We start from the raw sequence: 15,427 nt of genomic DNA, 5'->3' as shown, positions 1-15,427 counted from the left end.
GGATGACGCCCGTGGTGCACCCGCGAAGCCTCTCAGTTTACCGGCTCACGTCCACACCCCGACCTTCGCGGCACCGACGATGCAGGCCAAAACCACGCGTTGCCAGACTTTGGCATATTTCACAAATGTGGACACATGATGAAGGACTTGTTACGTTCGAGATTCAGTTCAGCCGCCGCTCAGTGAGCGCGACTGGTTCGCCTAGTCTCTGCAAGGAATTCGCAAGGTCATGTCGAGTCGTCACCCGCAACGCACCCGTCGTCATCGTTTGAGCGCCGCCCTGTTGGCAGCGCTGATTGCCCCAGCCGGCCAGGTTGCCGCGCAATCGGAAAATGGCATCGCGCCCGGCACTACCGATCTGGACAAGGTCACCGTTACTGGCTCGCGCATTGCGCGTACCGGGTTCGTGACCCCTTCGCCGGTTACCGCGATCAGCGCCGAGGAAATCCGCGCCACCGGCGCCACCACCATCAGCGACCTGATGGCGCGCATGCCGGCGCTGGCACCGAGCTACACCCTGGGTAACTCCACCCGCTTCATCGGCACCGCCGGCCTGGGCCTGCTCGACCTGCGCGGCATGGGCGTGGACCGTACCCTGGTGCTGGTCAACGGCCGCCGCCACGTGGGCTCCAGCCCCGGCTCCACCTCCGTGGACGTCAACACGATTCCGGTGGAATGGGTCGAACGTGTAGAAGTGATCACCGGCGGTGCATCGGCGGTTTACGGCGCCGACGCAGTGGCCGGCGTGGTCAACTTCATCCTCAAGAAATCCTTCACCGGCTTCGAAACCCGCGCGCAGACCGGCCTGGCCGACGAAGGCAATTACAACCGCTCGTTTGCCAGCTTTTCCGCCGGCACCGATTTTGCCGAGGGTCGCGGCAACGTCGCGATCTCGGCCGAGTACAGCAAGCAGGATCGCTTCGGTCGCGGCAACCGCGCCATCGGCCGCGAGTATCTGGTCAGTGTGCAAAACCCCAGCTTCGACCCCAGCCGCCCGCCGAGCGAAAGCAACCCGCAAACCGTACTCAGTGGCCCGGGCGGCAACCACAGCACCTCTTACGGCGGCACCTTCAACCTGGGCACGTTCGATTTCCGCAACCCGGCCAGCTACGGCAACCGCTATCTGTTCAATGAGGATGGGACGTTCCGCCGCAACCGCTACAACGGCACGGTGGTCAGCAATACCTCGTGCGTGGATTGCGATTTCGTCGATCTCAACGCCGTGGCCGATCTGCAGCCGGGCTTCGATCGCAAGAGCGTCAACACCATGGTCAACTTCGAGCTCAGCGAACACCATCGCCTGTTCTTCGAAGGCAAGTACAGCGAGACCGATTCGGAATTCTTCGGCCAGCCGGCGTTCGACAGCTCGCTGCGCGTGCGCCGGCAGAACCCTTACGTCAGTCCCGAGCTCGGCGCCTTGATGGATTCGCGCGGCGCCACCCAGATCCTGATGAACCGCTTCAACGTCGATGCCGGCCGTCGCGGCGAAAATATCGAGCGTAAGACCTACCGCGCCGTCCTCGGCGCGGAAGGCAACTTCACCGACAACTGGACCTATGACGTGTCTGCCAACTATGGCAAGACCACCGTCGACCGCCTCAACCTCAACAACCGCATCAACGAACGCTGGCAGGCCGGCATCGACGCCGCACGCGATGCCAGCGGCAACATCGTCTGCCGCACCACGCTGGATCCGACTGCGGTCAACCCCAACACCGGCCGCGTCTACTCGGCACTGGCCCGCGAAGGCTGCGTGCCCTTCAGCATCTTCGGCAATGGCGCGGTCACGCCGGAAGCGGCCGCCTGGTTCAACACCACCGCGCGCTCGCAGGCCAAGATCCAGCAGACCGTGTTCAGCGCTTCGGTGGCCAACAGCAACCTGCTGTCGCTGCCGGCCGGCGACATTGGTTTTGCCGGTGGCGTGGAATACCGCAAGGAACAAAGCGAGGAAATCACCGACCCGTTGGCTGCGTCCGGCGTGACCTTCCTCAACGCCATCCCCAACAGCGGTGGCGAGTACACCGTCAAGGAAATCTTCGTCGAAAGCACTATTCCGCTACTTGCCGGCCTGCCCGGCGTAGACCGGTTGGCGCTGGATGTGGCCGGGCGCTATTCGGACTACGACAGCATCGGCTCGACCAAGACCTGGAACATCGGCCTGGACTGGACCATCCTCCCGTCGCTGCGCTTGCGCGGCACGCTGGCGCAGGCGGTGCGTGCGCCCAGCATCGGTGAGCTATACGATTCGCAGAGCGAGAACTTCGCCACCATCAACGACCCCTGCAACTACCTGCCGACCAACAGCAATCGCCCCGGCACGGCCGGCGATGTGGCGCTGCGCCAGGCCAACTGCAGCGCGTTGGGCATTCCGGTAGGGTGGATTGACACCTACACTGCTACCCGCCCGGGCGTGAGCGGCGGCAATCCGGAATTGAAGCCGGAGCGGGCGCGCAGCCTGTCCTACGGGCTGGTGTGGCAGCCGGAATTCTTCGAAGGATTCGGCATGTCGATCGACTATTGGCGCATCGACCTGCGCGATGCCATCGGCACGGTGACCGCCGAAACCAACGCCACCCGTTGCGTGGACAACCCGGGCGGCGTCAACAACAGCTTCTGCGGCTTCGTGCAGCGCGCCCCGCTGGGTGGATTCACCGACCCGCAGGGCCGTATCTATCCCGAGCACAGCATCATCGGCTGGCAGGCGCTCAACGAAAACCTGGCCCGCTCGCGTCGTGTGGGCGTGGATCTGGAAATGGACTACCGCTTCCAGATCGGAGAGGGCAACACCGTGCTGCGCCTGGTCGGCACCCGTTTGATCCAGTCGCGCGAATGGGTATTCCAGGACTTCCCGGCCGAGTACGACGAGTACGTGACCTACGTGACCGATCCGCGCTGGCGTGCGCAGTTCCAGACCAAGTACAACTGGAACGAATGGCGCGCGTCGTGGGACATGAACTATGTGGACGGCAACCTGCGCGTGACCCCGGAGAGCTACAACAGCAACCCGGGATCGGCCAGCCCGATCAAGAACGGCTCGTACACCTACCACAACTTCCAGTTCGGCTATCAGTTCCCCGGCTCGAAGATCGATGTGTACCTCGGCATCGACAACGCCTTCGACAAGGATCCGCCGCGCAACTACTTCGGCTCAGACTTCACTTCGGCGTTGTACGACAACGTCGGTCGGTTCTTCTACATGGGAACCACGGTCAGGTTCTGATCCGAGTTGGATCGCATCAAAGAAGCCCCGCTTGTCGGGGCTTCTTTGATTGTGTGATGCATCAGCCAATGAAACCTCGCATCTCGCAGGAGCTGACGCCCCCCAGCAGATAAATCCTGTTTTCCGGTCATCTGTACCAGATGTAACCAATATCGCGAAGGTTATTGTCGAGATCGCTCGCCGCACCGCTGCATCACAGGAAGATTGTGCTGAATTCCACATTTTTAGTGCGGATTTGACTTAATTCGTTAATGAATAGCCGTCTTTGGTTGCACTGGAGAGCATAGGTTCATTACGTTCTGGTTAAGGCCATCTGACTCCCCGGTGACCGCCCCTTAACCGAATTCCAGTGAAAGGTCAGGAATGAGCAAGCAATTTCGTCGCAACGTTCTCAAACGCACCGCCCTTGCCGCCGTTCTCGGCGCCTGCCTCAGCAATGGCGCGGTCTATGCACAGAGCACCACCGGCAGCATCTACGGTAGCGCTCCCTCTGAAGCCGGCAGCACCATCGTTGTGCAAAGCGACACCGGTCTGAGCCGCACCATCACTGTCGATGCGAATGGCCGTTACAACCTTGGCTCGCTGCCAGTGGGCGCGTATACCGTCACCCTGAAGCGCGGCGACCAGGTCATCGATACCCGCAAGAATGTGCAGCTGCGCGTGGGTTCCGGCACCGAAGTCTCGTTCGCTGGCGCCAGCGCCGCGGGCAGCAATGCGGATGCCACCACGCTTGGTGCGATCACGGTCACCGCTGCCAACGCGCCCAAGATCGATGTTAGCTCCACCAGCGCACGATCGGTCATTACCTCCCAACAGCTTGCGGTCCTCCCGCTTGGACGCAGCGCCGAAGCAATCGCACTACTGGCACCCGGCGCCGTTGCCGGCAGCGGCGCATTCGATAACGGCTCACGTTCGGTGGTTTCGTTCGGCGGCGCCGGCGTCACCGAAAACGCCTACTACATCAATGGATTCAACGTCAGCAATCCGCTCAGCAATCTCGGCGGCGTCAGCCTTCCCTATGGTGCGATCGACCAGCAAGAGACTTACACCGGTGGTTACAGCGCTCGCTACGGCCGCTCCACCGGCGGTGTGATCAACCAGGTCGGCAAGCGCGGCACCAACGAATGGCATTTCGGTGCACAGGCCGTTTGGGAACCCAAGTCGCTGGCGAGCTCGCCCGAGAACGTGCGTTTCCCCAACAACACGCTTCCAGACGGATTTGAGTACACCAACGCCGACCAGCCCGGCACGTTGTATCGCAGCCGCAAGGACGATGGTGCCACCCGTACCGTCTACAGCGCCTACGCAGGCGGCCCATTGATCGAGGACAAGCTGTTCGTCTTCGTTGCGGGCGAATCGGACAAGACAGATGGCGTGTCCACTAACTCGAGCGCAGCCAGCGTCTTGGGACGTAACAACTACTCTTACAGCGCGCCCAAGTTCTACGGCAAGATCGACTGGAACATCAACGACAGCAACATCCTCGAATACACGCGCATCGAGAGCACCGATCGCCGCGCCGGTTACTACACCGATTTCGATTACGACACCTTGTCCGGCGGCGGCCGCAGCGGCACGTTTGCCGACACCTACAAGATCAAGGACCGCTACGACATCTTCAAGTACACCGGGTACCTGACGGATGACCTGACCTTGAATGCTACCTGGGGCCGTAGCCGGCAGGACAATCTGCAAGCCAACCCATACGTTTCGGCACTGCCTTATCTGCAGAACGTGACCAACCAGAATCCGGCGCTGACCGGCGGCACGCCCATCACCAACGACCAGGCCAGCAACCGCACCAAGGCCGATCGTCCGCAGAACAAGACGCGCAGCCTGCGGCTTGAACTCGAATACCGGCTCGGCAGCCATGACCTGACCGCCGGTGTGGACAACATGTACTTCAACGCCTCCGACGAAGGTGTACGGACTACCGGCCCGGGATACCAGTGGCTGTTTGCCCGCCAATCCAATCCCAACGTCGATATCCGCCCGAGTCTGGGTGTCGGGCCCTCCGGGGGCGACGGTTACTACGCGCAACGGCGCATCTTCACTACCACCACCAGCATGGCCGTGGAACAGAAGGCGTACTACCTGGAAGATCGCTGGCAGGTGAGTGACAACTGGCTGGTGCTGCTAGGCATCCGCAACGACAAGTTCACCAACTTCAATAGCGCAGGCGCACCGTATGTCGACAGTGGTGACCAGTGGGCTCCGCGCCTGGGCGTGAGCTGGGACGTGTTCGGTGATTCGTCGTTGAAACTGTATGCAAACGCCGGACGTTACTATCTGGCGCTGCCCAACAGCGTGGCCGTCCGTGGCGCATCGGCGTCCACCTACACAGACGAATATTTCGCCTATAGCGGCCTGGATGCCAATGGCGAGCCGACTGGCCTGAGGGCTTTGGGCCCCGGCCCGGTCTCCTCGAATGGAGAGTATGGACTGACGCCTGATCCTAACTCCTTCGCACCCAGCGATCTGAAGTCGCAGTATCAGGACGAATTCTTGGTCGGCTTTGAAAAGACGCTTGGCGAGAAGTGGAATTCCGGCGCGAAAGTGACCTATCGCAAACTGCAGACCGCCATCGACGACGTCTGCGATACCGGCAAGATGGCAGACAAGCTGGAGGCGAGCGGCATTGATTCTTCATCGGTGGCAATTCCGGGGTGCGTGATGTTTAATCCGGGCGAAACCAATACCTATAACCTCGCTAATACCGATGGTTCTGGTCGGACCCAGGTGCGCATGTCCCAGGACGACTGGGGCTTCACCAGCGGTGCCAAGCGCAACTATGTGTCGGTGGACCTGTTCCTGGAACATCCTTTCGATGAGAAGTGGTTTGCTCGCGTGGACTACACTTGGTCGCACTTGTACGGCAACACTGAAGGCCAGGTGAAATCGGATCTTGGCCAGGCGGACGTTTCCAAAACCCAGGACTGGGATTCGGCAGAGTTGATGTACTACGCAGGCGGCAGCCTGGCCAATGATCGCCGTCACCAGCTCAAGGCGTTTGGCGCGTATCAGTTCACGCCCGAGTGGATGGCATCGGCGACCCTTCGGGTTCTGTCGGGAACGCCCAAGTCCTGCCTGGGCTATTTCGGCCAGGGCGAACAGGATCCTATCGGCTATGAGTCCGGGTACCACTACTGCGCCGGTACGCCTTCCCGTCCGGGTGATGCAGGCCGGACTCCCTGGCTGACCAATCTGGATCTGGGCGTGACCTATCGCCCGGCGTTTGCCGACCACAAGCTTGCCATTGGCTTACAGGTCTTCAACATCATCAACGACCGTGACGAGACCCGTACCGAAGCTGTCTACGGAGACGATCGCTTCACCGTGTCCAACACCTACGGCATGGGCACGTATTTCAATCCGCCGCGCTTTGTCCGCTTGTCGGCGTCGTACGACTTCTAAGCATTGAGCAAGGCTTCTGCAGCCACTGTGCTGCATGTTCTCCACGGCCCCGCAAGGGGCCGTTTTTTTTAACCAGACCGCAGCGGACCGTGCCAAGGCCAGCGGACGTCGGTGGCCTCATCCCGCATCCATGACCTTCGACACCCATGCGCCGAATCGTACAGAACGGTAGAGTGCCGTCACGGCTCTGTGGTGACGGAGCCCCCCAATCGACTGTTGCTCCTGGAGCCTTTGTGATTCGAACACCTCATCTATTGACGCTGACCCTGGCCGTGGCGGCCGCGCTGAGCGGTTGCAAGAAATCCGACGACGCCGCACCTGCGGCCCCGGCTGGCGATACCGCAGCGGCCGCGCCTGCCGCACCCAAGACCCTGACCCTGGACCAGAGCAAGCTGCCGGCCGTGAACCGCTTCACCGCGGCCGATCTGGACGCCAACGGCAACGCCTGCACCGACCTAAACGCCTACGCCAACGCCAAGTTCCTGGCGGCCAACCCGGTGCCGGGCGATCGCACCAGCTGGGGCGCGTTCGAGATGCTCGACGAGCGCTCCAACGCGATCCAGCAGCAGCTGGCCGAACAGGCCGCCGCCGATACCGGCGCCACCGGCGTGGAAAAGATCGTCGGCGACCTGTGGTCCACCGGCATGGACGAAGCCAAGATCAATGCCCAGGGCATCGAGCCGCTGAAGCCGGAACTGGCCGCCATTGACGCCATCAGCGACCAGGCCAAGTTGGTGGACTACCTGCGCAGCAGCGCCGCCAAGGGTAATAACGATCTCTTCAGCTTCGGCGCCGAGGCGGACTTCAACAAGTCCAGCCAGAACATCGCTTACGCGATGCAGGGCGGGCTGGGCCTGCCGGACCCGGAGTACTACACCAGTGCCGGCAACAAGGCCAAGCTGGAGGCCTACCAGGCGCATATCGCCAAGGTGCTGGAGCTGTCCGGCGTGGCCGCGGCCGATGCCGCCGCGCAGGCCAAGCAAGTGGTCGCGTTCGAGACCCGCCTGGCCAAGGTCTCCAAGACCAGCACCGAAATGTCGCGCGACGCCAAGCTGGCCTACAACCCGGTCACCCCGGCCGAGGCCGACAAGCTGACCCCGAACTGGTCGTGGACCGAGTTCTTCAAGTCGCAGGGTGTGGCCACGCCGGAGATGTTCTCGCTGGCAATCCCGGCCTTCCACCAGGAAGTGAGCAAGATGATCGCCGATACCGACCCGGCGATCTGGCGCGCTTACCTGCGCTTCCACACCGTCGATGGCGCCTCGCCGTTCCTGAGCCAGCCGTTCGTGGATGAGAACTTCGCGTTCTACAACAAGACCATGCGCGGCCAGAAGGAAATCAAGCCGCGCTGGAAGCGCGTGCTGGCCACCATCAATGGCCAGGCTGGCGAGACGCTGGGCCAGATGTACGTCAAGGTCGCCTTTCCTGCCGATTCCAAGGCCAAGATGGAAACACTGGTGAGCAACCTGCGCACCGCATTGAAGGCGCGCATCGAAAAGCTGGACTGGATGAGCCCGGAGACCAAGGCCAAGGCGATTGCCAAATGGGAAAGCTTCACGCCCAAGATCGGCTTCCCGGACAAGTGGCGCGAGTGGAACGGCCTTGCCACCAGCCGCGACAGCTACCTGGGCAACGTGCTGGCCGCGCAGGAGTTCAACTACAAGTGGAACCTGTCCAAGATCGGCAAGCCGGTGGACAAGACCGAATGGGGCATGAGCCCGCAGACGGTCAACGCGTACTACAACCCGTTGCAGAACGAGATCGTGTTCCCGGCCGCGATCCTGCAGCCGCCGTTCTTCGACCCGAATGCGCCGGAGGAAATGAACTACGGCGGCATCGGTGCGGTGATCGGCCATGAAATGACCCACGGTTACGACGATCAGGGCAGCCGCTTCGGTGCCGACGGCAACTTCATCCCCGATCCGGGTTGGTGGACGCAGAAGGACCTGGACGCGTTCAAGGCGCGCACCGGCAAGCTGGTGGCGCAGTTCGACGGCTACCGCACGCCGGCGGGCGACAAGGTCAAGGGCGACCTGACCCTGGGCGAGAACATCGCCGACCTGGGCGGCCTCAACACCGCTTACGACGCGATGAAGACCGCCACCGCGGGCAAGGACGACCCCAAGACCGACGGCATCACCCGCGACCAGCGCTTCTTCCTCAACTGGGCCACGGTGTGGCGCCGCAACTTCACCCCGGAAGAACTGGTGGTGCGCCTGAAGACCGACCCGCATGCCCCGGCCAACTTCCGCGCCATCGGTGCGCCGTCGAACATGCCGGCCTTTGCCGCCGCGTTCTCGTGCAAGCCGGGCGATGCGATGGTGCGCCAGGGCGATCAGCAGGTCGTGATCTGGTAATTGCACATTGCGGTAAATCAGGCGGGCGGCGATCGCAAGATCGTCGCCCGTTTTTTTTGGGATTCTTCGGATCGTTCTTCTGCTCGGCAGGCGAATCACGCTGGCGAGCCACATTCGTTTCGAGTCACAGCAGTTCAACCAACGCCGCAGGCATCCGAACGCCGCCCCCGCCGCACACTGCACACCACTGGGACTGCATGCATAACGGTAGCGGCACACAAGCCTCAACAAAGCTCAACGCGTGCGCAGGCAAGCTCGCGCCCGCTTATGCTCAGCGTCCTTGCCCCTCACTGCGGCTGACGTTCATGCCATTGCTCAAGACTTCCACGCTCGCCTTTGCCCTGGTTGTGGCCCTGACAGGCTGCAAGCGCAACGCCGAGGACACCGGCACGCAGGCAAACGCCTCACCCCGGACACCTGCGGCTGCCCCTGCGACGCCGGCAACGCCTGCGTTCGACATCAGCGAACTCGGCCCAGCAGCCAGCGCCTGCCAGAACCTCGACGAATTCGTCAACGGCAAATGGGCGAACGCCAATCCGATTCCGCCCGATCGCACCAGTTGGGGCGTGGACGAGATCCTGACCGAAAAAAGCATGACCATTCAGCGCAACATTGTCGAAACGGCCGCACAGCCAGGCAAAGCTGCAAATCCGCTGGAGCAAAAAATCGGAACGCTCTATGCCACCGGCATGGACGAAGCTGCCATCGAAGCGGCAGGCGCCCAGCCGATCCAGCCACAACTGGACGCCATTGCCGCATTGAAGTCGGGCAAGGATGTCGCCGGTTACATCATCAGCCGCCATGGCGAAGGCGATGGACAGGTGTTCGGATTCGGGGCCGGCGCAGACTTCCACAATGCCGACATGCAGATTGCGTTTACCCAGGAAAGCGGCCTGGGCCTTCCAACCAAGGACTACTACACCGACGCCGAGCACGCATCCATCCGCGCCGCCTATCTGGCCTACATCGCCAGGTCGTTCGAACTCACCGGCAGTTCTGCCGACGTGGCCAAGACGCAGGCAAACGATGTGCTGGCACTCGAAACACGTCTGGCTGCCGCGTCGATGAAGCCGGTGGAGGCGCGTGAGCCGAAAAACCAGTATCGCCTGGTCAGTCTCGCCGAGGCGGACAAGCTCACGCCGCACTTTCCGTGGAAAGACTTCTTCGCCACCCAGGGCGTGGACGTCGGCAAGGGCTTCTCGTTGGCGCAGCCGCGCTTTTTCGCTGCGTTCGATCATGAACTGGCCACTGCGCCGATCGCGCAGTGGCAGGCTTACCTGCGCTTCCATGCGATTGATGAGGCAGCCGCGCAACTCAGCAAGGCATTCGTCGACAATCGCTTTGCTTTCTACGGCAAGACCCTCTCCGGGCAGCCAGAGCAACTGCCACGCTGGAAGCGCGTCCTGCGCGCGGTCAATGGCGCAATGGGCGAAGGCGTGGGTCAACTCTACGTCGCCAAGGTGTTTACGCCCGAGGCCAAGCAGCGCGCCAGCGAACTGGTGGACAACGTTCGCGCCGCGCTCAAGACGCGCATCGAAAACGTCGACTGGATGAGCGCGGAAACCAAGGCCAAGGCCATCGCCAAGTGGAACACCTTCCTGCCCAAGATCGGCTATCCGGATGCCTGGCGCGACTGGTCCGGATTGGAGATCGTCCCCGGCGCGTATTACCGCAATCTGCAGGCCGCGGCCAAGTTCAACTATCGCTACGACATCGCGCAGATCGGCAAACCGACTGACCGCAAACGCTGGCAGATGACCCCGCAGACGGTCAACGCGTATTACGACCCCAGCACCAATTCCATCAATTTCCCCGCGGCGATCCTGCAACCGCCGTACTTTGACGCCAGCGCCGACGATGCGTTGAACTACGGCGGCATCGGCGCGGTGATCGGTCACGAAGCGACACATGGGTTCGACGACCAGGGCAGCCAGTTCGATGGTGCAGGCAACAACGTCAACTGGTGGACGGCCGAGGATCGACGCAAGTTCGAGCAGCGCAGCGCGCAGCTGGTCGACCAGTTCGATGCCTACACCCCACTACCCAAACACCCGACGCTGCACGTCAACGGCAAGCTCACCCTGGGCGAAAATATCGCCGACCTGGGTGGCACCAACGTGGCCTACGACGCGCTGCAGACCGCCCTGCATCAGCATCCCGAGCGGGCAAAGGCGATCGACGGCTACAGCCCCGATCAACGGTTCTTTCTGGCGTTTGCGCGCAGCTGGCGTCAACGCGTACGCGAACAGCAGCAGATGGTCTACCTGGCCTCGGACCCGCACGCGCCCAGCAAGCTGCGCGCCATTGCGCCGCCTTCGAACATGCCGCAGTTCGCCAGCGCATTCGCCTGCAAGCCGGGCGATGCGATGGTGCGGCCAGAGAAGGACCGGGTCGTGATCTGGTAAGTCCGCGCAGCCAGCGGCTGCAAGCGCTTCCAGCACAGTGGCAGGACGCACAGGCCCGCGCACGCGGGCCTGTCGCATTCATGCAGACGGCCGGTACCGATGACGAACGGCGGCGTCTGCCCGCCTGCGCGAGGCGCGGCCTTGCTAAACTCCGCCGACTTTACTCTGGCCACCCTTCTTCTCGATGCCCACCATTCGCCCGCTTGCCCTCGCTCTTGGCTTCAGCCTGATCACGCTGCTGTCCGCTCCCGACGCCGACGCCGCTCGCAAGAAGAAGGCAGCCCCCAAGGCGCCGGCCGTGTCTGCGGCCTGCACCGATTTCTACGACTACGCCAACGCCGGCTGGCTCAAGGCCAACCCGGTGCCGCAGGCCGGTGCCGTCACCGCCCTGGGCCAGCTGTCCGAGCGTGCCCTGCAGCAGCAACGCGAGCTGCTGGACGCATCGATGAAGGCGCCGCAAGGCAACGTGCAGAAGCTGCTCGGCGATTTCTGGGCCAGCGGCCTGGATGAGGCGGCGGTGGAAAAGGACGGCTCCAACCCGATCGCCCCCTTGCTGTCGCGCATCGACGCGATCAAGAAGGCCAAGGACGTGCCCGCTTCGATCGCCGCGCTGCATCAGGTCGGCATCCCGGTCGGTTTCAACTTCGGCCCGGACGTGGACCTGAAGGCGCTGGACCGCCATATCGGCTACTTCATGCAGGGCGGCATGGGCCTGCCCGACCCGGCGTTCTACACCCGCACCGATGCCGACACGCAGGCGCTGATGGGCCGCTACCGCGCCTACGTCAAGCAGATCCTGGCGCTGACCGGCACCGCCGCCGACAAGCTCGACGCCGATGCCGCTTCGGTGCTGCAGATCGAAACCGCATTGGCGCGTAGCGCGCAGTCGGTGCAGGGGATCAACAACCCGTTCAACAACTACGCCCCGATCGCCACCAAGGAACTGACCAAGCAGTACAAGAACCTGCGCCTGGCCGATTTCCTGGAAGCGCAGGGCGTCAAGGACGACCTCGTGTCGATGGCCGACCCGGCCATGTTCAAGCAGCTCGACAGCATGATCGTCAGCATCAAGCCGGAACAGTGGAAGGCCTACCTGCGCTGGCGCGTGGGCGATGCCATGGCGCCCTACCTGTCCAAGAGCTTCCACGATGCCGAATACCAGTTCCGCGGCCGTCTGCTGCGTGGCGACGCCGTGCCGCCGCAGCGCTGGCAGCAGGTGCTGGACGCGATCAATGTGGCCGCCGGCCCGATGCTCGGCCGCGAATACGTGGCGCGTTACCTGAGCAGCGATACCCGCCGCCAGGCCGAGGCCATCGCCGACCAGGTCCGCGATGCGCAGCTGGCCGCGCTGGAGCGCACCGGCTGGGGCAACGGTGAGGTGATCGCCGAGGCCAAGGCCAAGCTGGCCGCGACCAAGATCGAAGTCGGCGCACCGCGCCGCGACCTGGACTACACCGTGCAGCCGATGGGCCGCGGCAGCTTCGGCGGCAACATGCTGATCGCCTCGACCTGGCGTCACCGCGAAGAGATGAAGCGCATCGGCAAGGGCAATGCGGACCGTCGCTGGGACGTGCTGCCGCAGCAGCCGGCGGTGGCCTACGACATCGCGCAGAACCGCCTGATCGTCACCGCCGCCGTCTTGCAGGCACCGGTGCTGAGCACCGGCAGCACCCCGGCGGCCCAGTACGGCGCCTACGGCGCGCTGGTCGCGCACGAACTCACCCGTGCGATCGATGCCAAGGGCGCGCTGGTCGACGCCAAGGGCGAGCTGCGCAGCTGGTGGACGCCGGCCGAAAAGAGCAGCTGGACCCAGCTGACCGGCAAGGTCGCCAACCAGTTCGCCGCCTATCCGTACCCGGGCGTGCCCAACGTCAAGGTCAACGGCGCGCAGACCGCCGAAGAAAACCTAGCCGACCTGGCCGGCGTCGAACTGGCCTGGCAGGCCTTCAGCAAGGCGCAGCCGGCGGCCAACGAGGCCGACAAGCAGGCGTTCTTCACTGCATGGGCCGGCCTGTGGGCACAGCAGCTGTCGCCGAACGAAGCGGTGCAGCGCGCCAGCGCCGACATCCGCGCACCGGGCCAGTGGCGCACCAATGGCCCGCTGTCCAACCTGCCGGAATTCGGTGCGGCCTTCAGCTGCAAGGCCGGCCAGCCGATGCAGCGCGTGGACGCGGACCAGATCAAGATCTGGCGCTGATCCACCCAGCTGGCGGCAATGAAAAAGAGCGCGGAATCCGCGCTCTTTTTTTGTGCCTTGCCTGCGAAATTCCGTAGGAGCGGCCCCGTCCGCGACGGGCAATATCGACAGAGTCACATGACGGCTTGGGCCGCTCCTGCGGGGCATGCGGATCACCCGCTAACCACACACGTTCAACGTCACGCGCAATCCAACCAACCACCGTGTAGAAGCGGCCCAGGCCGCGATGGGCATTACCAGCAAGGCCTTTTCGCGGCCTGGGCAGCTCCTACCGGGTTATGCAGAGAATGCATTTACCCGCCCTTCCGATGTCCCGCCCAATCCAGCACAACCGATTCCATGAGCGCCGCGGGCCGCGCTAAGGCATTACCGATAGGCCTCTTCGTGACCGGAGCCGCTCCCCCGGACGCAACACATCCGGCACCTCAACGCACCACGCGCAGCGGCGGCTTGCGCCCTTTGCGGCCGCCCTTGCCACCACCGAACGGCGGCTGGCCACGCCAATAGCGGATCATCAACCAGCCAAACAGCATGCCGCCCAGATGCGCAAAATGCGCCACGCCCGGTTGCCAACCGGTTGCGCCCAGGAACAATTCGATCGCACCGAACACAATGACGAACGTGCGGGCCTTCATCGGGATCGGCGGGAACAGCAGCATCACGCGCTGATTGGGGAATAGCATGCCGTAGGCCAGCAGCAGACCGAACACACCACCGGATGCTCCGACCACCGGCGCACCGCTCTGGGTCAACCAGGCCATCAGCAATTGGCACACACCGGCGCCGGCCACGCTCACCAGGTAATAGGTCAGAAAGCGCTTCTGGCCCCAGGTCTGCTCCAGCGGCGCACCGAACATGAAGAGCGCCAGCATGTTGAAGAACAGATGATTGAAGCCACCATGCAGAAAGGCGTAGGTCAGCAACTGCCATGGCATGAAACTGGCGCCCGGCGAGAACGCATCGAAGCCGTTGGACAGCGGCCACAGCATCAGCCATGACAGGACGCTATCGGATGGCAGCACGCCGGCGCCCAGGTCGCCCACCGCCCATTGCAGCAGGAACAAGCCGATGTTGGCGATCAATAATGCTTTGGTGACGGGCGGCAATTGAGGCATGGCGGCATCCTTCGGAATGCTGCCCATGATAACGGCAGGCTTATGAAGGTCCCCACACGGCCGCATCCAACCGCTGCGCGGCCGTGGCACGCCGCACGCGCCCCTGCACCACTGGCACGCCTTCGGCACGCAGGCGCTGGCATTGCTTATCGTAGCCGGGCGAGTCAGGCGCAAAGGCGATCCGGCCATCGCTACGCAGCACCCGATGCCATGGCAGCTGCGGGTCATCGTTGCCGCTGAGCACGCGCGCCACCAGCCGCGCACGGCCCGGCAGGCCGGCGCGCTGAGCAACTTCCCCGTAACCGGCGACCTCGCCCGCCGGAATCGCGTGGATCACCTGAAGAATTCGCAGCCGCGCCTGCTCGCCGGACAACGCCTCTCCCTCGGAGGCGACTCGCCTGGCAGGCCTGGCAGATGGAGGCGGCATTGAACGGCGAGATGTCGACATCGCGCAAGCATGCCAGCTGATGGACATCAGTGTGCGCATCGAATCCTTCCAAGCAAAGGCAAGTGACAGGCCTCGCAAGGGAGAAACTACAAGCCCCTCTCCCCCCAGGAGAGCAACTGTCTTGATCAACTGGTGGCGGCAGCCGCCAGTTGATCCCGCATCTTGGCGTTGAGGATGACCAGCAACTTGCGCATGGCCGCCACCAGAGCCACCTTGCCAGCCTTGCCCTTGGCACGTAGGCGTTGATAAAACTCGCGCAGCGACGGGTTGA

Annotated in this window: 7 protein-coding genes and 1 pseudogene; 5 read left to right on the top strand and 3 right to left on the bottom strand. The window is 63.2% G+C overall.

From position 1 onward, the window contains the following. Nucleotides 1-229 precede the first annotated feature (229 nt). From A7D17_RS04570 to A7D17_RS04550, 5 genes are all read left to right on the top strand, one after another. Nucleotides 230-3,220: a TonB-dependent receptor plug domain-containing protein gene (locus A7D17_RS04570; protein WP_064508020.1), complete on the top strand. Its 2,991-nt coding sequence runs from the start codon at nt 230-232 to the stop codon at nt 3,218-3,220. 363 nt (nt 3,221-3,583) lie between these two features. Then, nucleotides 3,584-6,634, top strand: a complete 3,051-nt coding sequence (locus tag A7D17_RS04565; protein WP_064508019.1) for a TonB-dependent receptor — start codon at nt 3,584-3,586, stop codon at nt 6,632-6,634. A 254-nt stretch (nt 6,635-6,888) separates the two neighbouring features. Continuing rightward, nucleotides 6,889-8,991 carry a M13 family metallopeptidase gene (locus tag A7D17_RS04560; protein ID WP_064508018.1) on the top strand — a complete coding sequence of 701 codons (2,103 nt, stop codon included), beginning with the start codon at nt 6,889-6,891 and terminating at the stop codon, nt 8,989-8,991. A 305-nt stretch (nt 8,992-9,296) separates the two neighbouring features. Next, nucleotides 9,297-11,396 carry a M13 family metallopeptidase gene (locus tag A7D17_RS04555; protein ID WP_064508017.1) on the top strand — a complete coding sequence of 700 codons (2,100 nt, stop codon included), beginning with the start codon at nt 9,297-9,299 and terminating at the stop codon, nt 11,394-11,396. A gap of 184 nt (nt 11,397-11,580) precedes the next feature. Beyond that, nucleotides 11,581-13,593, top strand: a complete 2,013-nt coding sequence (locus tag A7D17_RS04550; RefSeq protein WP_064508016.1) for a M13 family metallopeptidase — start codon at nt 11,581-11,583, stop codon at nt 13,591-13,593. Nucleotides 13,594-14,018: 425 nt separating this feature from the next. Here the strand turns inward: A7D17_RS04550 and A7D17_RS04545 are convergent, their stop codons facing one another. The 3 genes and pseudogenes from A7D17_RS04545 to A7D17_RS23585 all read right to left on the bottom strand — a co-directional run. Continuing rightward, the gene (locus A7D17_RS04545) at nt 14,019-14,708 is read right to left on the bottom strand and encodes a rhomboid family intramembrane serine protease (RefSeq protein WP_064508104.1); all 690 of its coding nucleotides are present in this window, start codon (nt 14,706-14,708) and stop codon (nt 14,019-14,021) included. A 40-nt stretch (nt 14,709-14,748) separates the two neighbouring features. Continuing rightward, complete coding sequence (locus A7D17_RS04540) at nt 14,749-15,156, bottom strand: MGMT family protein (RefSeq protein WP_064508105.1); 408 nt, start codon at nt 15,154-15,156, stop codon at nt 14,749-14,751. Between the two features lie 125 nt (nt 15,157-15,281). Then, nucleotides 15,282-15,427: pseudogene (locus A7D17_RS23585) on the bottom strand (IS110 family transposase); the annotation flags it as partial.

This window comes from Xanthomonas floridensis (assembly GCF_001642575.1).
Lineage (GTDB): Bacteria > Pseudomonadota > Gammaproteobacteria > Xanthomonadales > Xanthomonadaceae > Xanthomonas > Xanthomonas floridensis.
Note: the sequence above shows the minus strand (reverse complement) of the source record. Positions and strands in the feature narration are given on the sequence as shown.